General features: G+C 63.1%; 7 protein-coding genes and 1 tRNA gene. All 8 read left to right on the top strand.

The annotated features are described in order from the left end of the window. Positions 1–80 precede the first annotated feature (80 nt). The 8 genes from cyoB (at position 81) to EBBID32_RS13210 (ending at position 6,421) form a co-directional block, all read left to right on the top strand. Positions 81–2,099, top strand: coding sequence for a cytochrome o ubiquinol oxidase subunit I (gene cyoB, locus EBBID32_RS13245; protein ID WP_006958508.1), 2,019 nt, complete (start codon positions 81–83; stop codon positions 2,097–2,099). A 4-nt stretch (positions 2,100–2,103) separates the two neighbouring features. Next, positions 2,104–2,748: a cytochrome o ubiquinol oxidase subunit III gene (gene cyoC, locus EBBID32_RS13240; protein WP_006958506.1), complete on the top strand. Its 645-nt coding sequence runs from the start codon at positions 2,104–2,106 to the stop codon at positions 2,746–2,748. Continuing rightward, positions 2,745–3,107: a cytochrome o ubiquinol oxidase subunit IV gene (gene cyoD / locus EBBID32_RS13235; protein ID WP_051093349.1), complete on the top strand. Its 363-nt coding sequence runs from the start codon at positions 2,745–2,747 to the stop codon at positions 3,105–3,107. Before cyoC ends, cyoD begins: the two co-directional genes overlap by 4 nt. Before the next feature lie 140 nt (positions 3,108–3,247). Further along, on the top strand, positions 3,248–3,964 hold the full coding sequence (locus tag EBBID32_RS13230) for an SURF1 family protein (RefSeq protein ID WP_006958502.1): 717 nt from the start codon (positions 3,248–3,250) through the stop codon (positions 3,962–3,964). Further along, a complete protein-coding gene (locus EBBID32_RS13225) occupies positions 3,961–5,280 on the top strand; it encodes an ATP-binding protein (RefSeq protein WP_006958500.1) in 1,320 nt (439 codons plus the stop codon). The genes EBBID32_RS13230 and EBBID32_RS13225 overlap by 4 nt, the downstream gene beginning before the upstream one ends. Beyond that, positions 5,277–5,810 (top strand): response regulator transcription factor, encoded by a 534-nt coding sequence (locus EBBID32_RS13220; RefSeq protein WP_006958498.1) that lies wholly within the window; start codon positions 5,277–5,279, stop codon positions 5,808–5,810. Before EBBID32_RS13225 ends, EBBID32_RS13220 begins: the two co-directional genes overlap by 4 nt. A gap of 50 nt (positions 5,811–5,860) precedes the next feature. After that, positions 5,861–5,934 (top strand) — tRNA-Gly (locus EBBID32_RS13215). 271 nt (positions 5,935–6,205) lie between these two features. Next, positions 6,206–6,421, top strand: a complete 216-nt coding sequence (locus tag EBBID32_RS13210) for a hypothetical protein (RefSeq protein ID WP_156022565.1) — start codon at positions 6,206–6,208, stop codon at positions 6,419–6,421. Positions 6,422–6,450: the final 29 nt, after the last annotated feature.

Below are 6,450 nucleotides of genomic sequence, written 5' to 3'. Positions count from 1 at the left end.
CCCCTCCGTCTGGCTGCGCCAGACACCTCCCCTGCAAGGGGAGGAATATCCCCCTCCCCCCTTTCAAGGCCGTAACGTCCATGTCCCCGCATCCCGCCTCCGAAAATAGCGGCATCTGGAAACTGATCTTCGGTCGGCTCGACTGGAGTTCGCTGCCGCTGCATGAGCCGATCCTGATCGGCACCTTCCTGATGGTCGCGCTGGGCGGCGCGGTCGTACTGGGCCTCGTCACAAAATATCGGCTGTGGGGCACGCTGTGGCACGACTGGTTCACCACAGTGGACCATAAGCGCATCGGCATCATGTATATGATTCTGGGCCTGATCATGTTCCTGCGCGGCTTTGCCGATGCGATCATGATGCGGCTCCAGCAGGCGATGGCCTTCGACGGCTCCGAAGGCTATCTGAACGCCCATCATTACGACCAGATTTTCACCGCCCATGGCGTCATCATGATCTTCTTCGTCGCGATGCCGATGATCACGGGGATCATGAACTATATCGTCCCGCTCCAGATCGGCGCGCGCGACGTCAGCTTCCCCTTCCTCAACAATTTCAGCTTCTGGATGACCACGGCGGGCGCGATCATCGTCATGATGTCGCTGTTCGTGGGTGAATTTGCCCGCACCGGCTGGCTCGCCTACCCGCCGCTGTCGGGCATCGCCTATTCGCCCGGCGTCGGCGTCGATTATTATATCTGGGGGCTACAGATAGCGGGCATCGGCACGCTCTTATCCGGCGTCAACCTGATCGCCACTATCGTCAAGATGCGCGCGCCGGGCATGACGATGATGAAGCTGCCCATCTTCACCTGGACATCGCTCTGCGCCAACGTGCTGATCGTCGCGGCCTTCCCGGTGCTGACCGCCGTGCTGGCGCTGCTCAGCCTCGACCGTTATGTCGGCACCGCCTTCTTCACCAACGACATGGGCGGCAACCCCATGATGTATGTGAACCTGATCTGGATCTGGGGCCACCCGGAAGTCTATATCCTCATCCTGCCGCTGTTCGGCGTGTTCAGCGAAGTCACCTCCACCTTCTCGTCCAAGCGCCTGTTCGGCTATAGCTCGATGGTCTACGCCACCATCGTCATCGCGCTGCTCAGCTATCTGGTCTGGCTGCACCATTTCTTCACCATGGGTTCGGGCGCCAGCGTCAACAGCTTCTTTGGCATCACGACGATGGTGATTTCGATTCCCACGGGTGCCAAGCTCTTCAACTGGCTCTTCACCATGTATCGCGGTCGCATTCGCTACGAATTGCCGATGATGTGGACGGTCGCCTTCATGCTGACCTTCACCGTGGGCGGCATGACCGGCGTGCTGCTTGCCGTGCCGCCCGCCGACTTCGTGCTGCACAATTCGCTGTTCCTGATCGCCCATTTCCACAATGTCATCATCGGCGGCGTATTGTTCGGCCTGTTCGCGGCGATCAACTACTGGTGGCCCAAGGCATTCGGGTTCCGGCTGGAAACGACCTGGGGCAAGCGCAGCTTCTGGCTGTGGGTCGTGGGTTTCTGGGTCGCGTTCATGCCGCTCTATGTGCTGGGCCTGATGGGCGTCACCCGCCGGATGCGCGTGTTCGATGACCCATCCCTGCAAATCTGGTTCCAGATCGCGGCGCTGGGCGCGGTGATGATCGCGGCGGGTATCGCCTGCATGTTCATCCAGTTCGCCGTCAGCATTAGGAACCGCGAGGCATTGCGCGACACGACCGGCGATCCATGGGACGGCCGCACGCTCGAATGGGCGACCAGTTCGCCGCCGCCCGACTATAATTTCGCCTTCACCCCCGTCATCCATGATGGCGACGCCTGGGCCGACATGAAGAAGCGCGGCTATCAGCGTCCGCTGACCGGTTACGCCGCGATCCACATGCCGTCCAACACGGGCACCGGCATCATCATCGCGGGGCTTTCGGTTGCCTTCTCGGTCGGCATGATCTGGTACATGTGGTGGCTGGCGGGCCTGTCCTTCGTCGCCATCCTAGCCGTCGCGATCGGCCATACGTTCAATTACAAGCGCGATTTCTACATCTCAAAGGATGTGGTCGAGCGCACCGAAGGCGAGCGCAGCGCGCTGCTCGCAGCAAAGGGCTAACATCATGGCCACACGCTCCCAAATCGACCCCGCCTTCCTCGACAATGACGGCAAGCCTCTCTTCCATCTGGGCGAGGAGCCGCATCATCCCGAAGGGTCCAGCACGGCGCTGGGCTTCTGGATCTACCTGATGAGCGATTGCCTCATCTTCGCCTGCCTGTTTGCCACCTATGCGGTGCTGGGCAGCAATTATGCGGCGGGACCGGGGCCGCGCGACCTGTTCGACCTCAATCTCGTCGCGCTCAACACCGCGATGCTGCTCTTCTCGTCCATCACCTATGGCTTTGCCATGCTGGCGATGGAAAAGAACCGGGTCGGCGCGACGCAGGGCTGGCTGGCAATCACCGGCCTGTTCGGTCTGGCGTTCCTCGGCATCGAACTTTATGAATTCGCGCACCTCATCCATGAGGGCGCGACGCCCCAGCGGTCGGGCTTCCTGTCCGCCTTTTTTGCGCTGGTCGGCACCCACGGGCTGCACGTTACCTTCGGCATCATCTGGCTGGTGACGCTGATGGTGCAGGTCGGCAAAAAGGGTCTGATCGCCGCCAACCAGCGCCGCCTGATGTGCCTGTCGATGTTCTGGCACTTTCTTGACGTCATCTGGATCGGCGTCTTTACCTTCGTCTATCTCATGGGGATGCTGCGATGAGCGCGCACGATCACGACCATTCGCAGGGTGCCCACGGAACGATGGGCAGCTATATGATCGGTTTCGGCCTGTCGGTGTTGCTGACCGCCATCCCCTTCTGGCTGGTCATGAACAAGACCTTCGCCAATCCCCAGACGACCGCGTTCATCATCATGGCGTTCGCGGTCGTGCAGATTGTCGTCCACATGATCTATTTCCTGCACATGAACACCCGCGCCGAAGGCGGCTGGTCGATGATGGCGCTCATCTTCACGCTGGTGCTGGTGGTCATCACCCTGTCCGGTTCGATGTGGGTCATGTATCATCTCAACACCAATATGATGCCCCCTATGGAGCATGATATGAGCCAGATGCCGTGATATCCCCCCGCAAGCACAGCAGTGCTATCGGTCATGGAGCCGCCCCCTCCTTCATCGTCACCCTGAACTTGTTTCAGGGTCCATTTCGCCTCACAAGCCGAAGGGTGCGGCGGCGCAATGGATGCTGAAACAAGTTCAGCATGACGGTTCGTGCCAAATGTAGCCGCCCTGACCAACATAGAGGGCGATTTCCGGTCGGCCTGACGCTGATCGCCGCGATGCTGTTTGCGGGCCTGTGCGCGCTGGGCGTGTGGCAGGTCGATCGGCTGGCCTGGAAGCGCGACCTCATCGCCCGCGTCGATGCGCGCATCCACGCCGCCCCCGTCGCCGCGCCGGAAAGCGCCACAAAGGCGGACGAATATCGCCGCGTCACCGCCACCGGCACCTTCCTGCATGATCGCGCGACTTTGGTGCAGGCCTCCACCATCCGCGGCCCCGGCTATTGGGTACTGACTCCGCTGCGCCGCGCCAACGGCACCACCCTCCTCATCAATCGTGGCTTCGTGCCGCCGGATGCCCGCACCCGCTACGCCCGCCCCGCCGGGACCGTCCGCGTCACTGGCCTGCTGCGCCTCACCGAACCGGGCGGCGGCTTCCTGCGGTCGAACGATCCTTCCGCCAACCGCTGGTATTCGCGCGACGTTGCCGCCATCGCCACCGCGCGCGCCCTGCCCACCGTGCCCACCTATTTCATCGACGCCGATGCCGCGCCCCAGCCCGCCACCCTTCCCATCGGCGGCCTCACCGTCATCCGCTTCCCCAACAATCATCTTGTCTATGCGCTGACATGGTTCAGTCTGGCCGCCATGGTCGCGGGTGCCTATATCCTCCTCATGCGTCAAAGCCGCCGACCATGACCCCGCGCCTGCCGATCAACGCCCGCTGGCTGCCCAGCCAGTGGCCCGCCGACGCCGCCGGGCGCAAGAATATGGCGCTGCTGGTCCAGTTGCGCTGGATCGCGCTGGCGGGACAGGTCGCGACCATCCTGATCGTCCATTATGGCATGGGCATCCGCCTGCCGATGGTGCCGATGCTGGTCGTCCCCTGCATCGCGGCGGGGGTGAACCTTGCCAGCCTCGCCATCTTGCGACGGCGCACCGACATCACCCATGCCGAACTGTTCCTGGCGCTGCTGTTCGACGTCCTCTCGCTCACCGCCCAGCTTTACATGAGCGGCGGCGCGACCAATCCGTTCATCTCGCTCTATCTGCTCCAGGTCGCACTCGGCGCGGTGCTGCTGCATCGCTGGAGCGTATGGGGGATCGTCGCGGTTTCGGCACTGTGCGCAGCGGGCCTGGCCTTCTTCTACCGCCCGCTGGACCTGAGCGAAACGCTGGAGGGCCGGTTGTTCGACCTCCACATCATCGGCACCTGGGTCTGTTTCACCATGATCGCGGTGCTGCTGGTGCTGTTCATGACCCGCGTGACCCGCAATCTTGCGGCGCGCGAAGCCTATCTGGCGCAGTTGCGGCAACAGGCGGCGGAGGAGGAGCATATCGTCCGCATGGGCCTGCTGGCATCAGGCGCGGCGCATGAACTTGGCACCCCCCTCTCCTCGCTCGCCGTGGTGCTGGGCGACTGGCGGCACATGCCCGAAATCACCACCCACCCCGCACTGGTCGAGGAAGTGGAGGAAATGCAGGCCGCCGTCACCCGGTGCAAGGCGATCCTGTCGGGCATATTGATGTCGGCGGGCGAAGCGCGCGGCGAAGCGCCGCAGGTCACCAATGTCCGCGCCTTCATCGACAGCATGGCACAGGGCTGGCGCGCCGCCAATCCGGGGATGCCGCTGCGCTGCGATTTCGGCCCGCACGACTATCCCCGCATCGTCGCCGACCCGGTGATCCGGCAGGCGATCACCAACCTGCTCGACAATGCGCGGGAGGCTGGCGCAACCTATATCGACCTGCTGGTCGGCCGCGACAGCCAGTGGCTCAACATCGCCGTGCGCGACAATGGGCCGGGTTTCAGCGCCGACATGCTGGCCGATTTCGGCAAGCCGTACCGTTCCAGCAAGGGGCGGCAAGGCGGTGGCCTCGGCCTGTTCCTGGTCGTCAATGTCGTGCGGAAGCTCGGCGGCAGCGTCAGCGCCAGCAATGGCGCGGATGGCGGCGCGCTGATCCTGCTGCGCCTGCCGCTCGGCACGCTGGCCATTGGGGAGGGAGAAGGATGACCGATAACCGCCTGCTCATGATTGTCGAGGATGACGACGCCTTCGCCAAGACGCTCAAGCGCTCGTTCGAGCGGCGCGGCTATACCGTGCTGATCGCCGACAGCCAGGAAATGGTCGCCATGCTGCTGGCCGATCATGATCCGGGCTATGCCGTCGTCGACCTGAAACTGGGCGGGCAATCGGGGCTGGTCTGCGTCCAGGCGCTCCACGCCCATGATCCCGACATGCTGATCGTCGTGCTGACCGGCTTTGCCAGCATCGCCACCGCCGTGGAGGCGATCAAGCTGGGCGCGACCAATTACCTGGCCAAACCATCCAACAGCGACGATATCGAAGCCGCCTTCGCCCGATCAGGCGGCGATACCGCCACCCCGCTTGCCCCCCGCCCCACGTCGATCAAGACGCTGGAGTGGGAGCATATCCACGAGGCGCTCAAAGACAGCGAGTTCAACATCTCCGAAGCCGCCCGCCGCCTGGGGATGCACCGCCGCACCCTCGCCCGCAAACTCGCCAAGCGCCAGGTCGGTTGACGCCCAATTGGTTGACGGGGCATTTCCCCCGTGGCAATGGGCGCTGCAACGCGGGTGTAGCTCAATGGTAGAGCAGCAGCTTCCCAAGCTGACGACGGGGGTTCGATTCCCCTCACCCGCTCCAAATCTTTGGATTTGTCGAACCACCTGAAATTTAATGAGAAAAACAGGCCATTTTGGCCTGTGCAGGTATTGTGCAGAAAAATTTGCGGAACCGCCGCGCGGACATGCGGGGAAATTCTGCTCTTTTCTCGCAAACAGTCGCCCTGTCGGCTCGTGGCAGGCCAGCCCTCCGATTCGAGCTTTGCGCACTTGCTGCCACTGGCCGACTACCAGGCAAATCGGCTATGGCGCTTCGCGTTCATACATAGATGAGGCAACGGCAGGATCGGGCGATGCGGGCACGGCGTAGACAGGACGAAGAGCGCATGAAGGCGCGGGCGCGTCGGATCATGGGCCTGTGGTCGCGCGGGTTGTCGGGCGTGGAACACTCCCCGCGCGCGGTCGGGCGCAATGCGGCGACGCATTGCCGTCCTTGCTCCTGCCATCTGTGCAGCGGCCATAAGGACGTGCCGCCGAAGCGGGAGCGCGGCTTCGATTATCAGGGCTGAAAGCCCCTTTCCGGCGCGGCCCCAAAGGC

Origin of the sequence: Sphingobium indicum BiD32, assembly GCF_000382885.1 — a bacterium.
Lineage (GTDB): Bacteria > Pseudomonadota > Alphaproteobacteria > Sphingomonadales > Sphingomonadaceae > Sphingobium > Sphingobium japonicum_C.
This window is presented reverse-complemented; position numbering and strand designations above follow the sequence as displayed.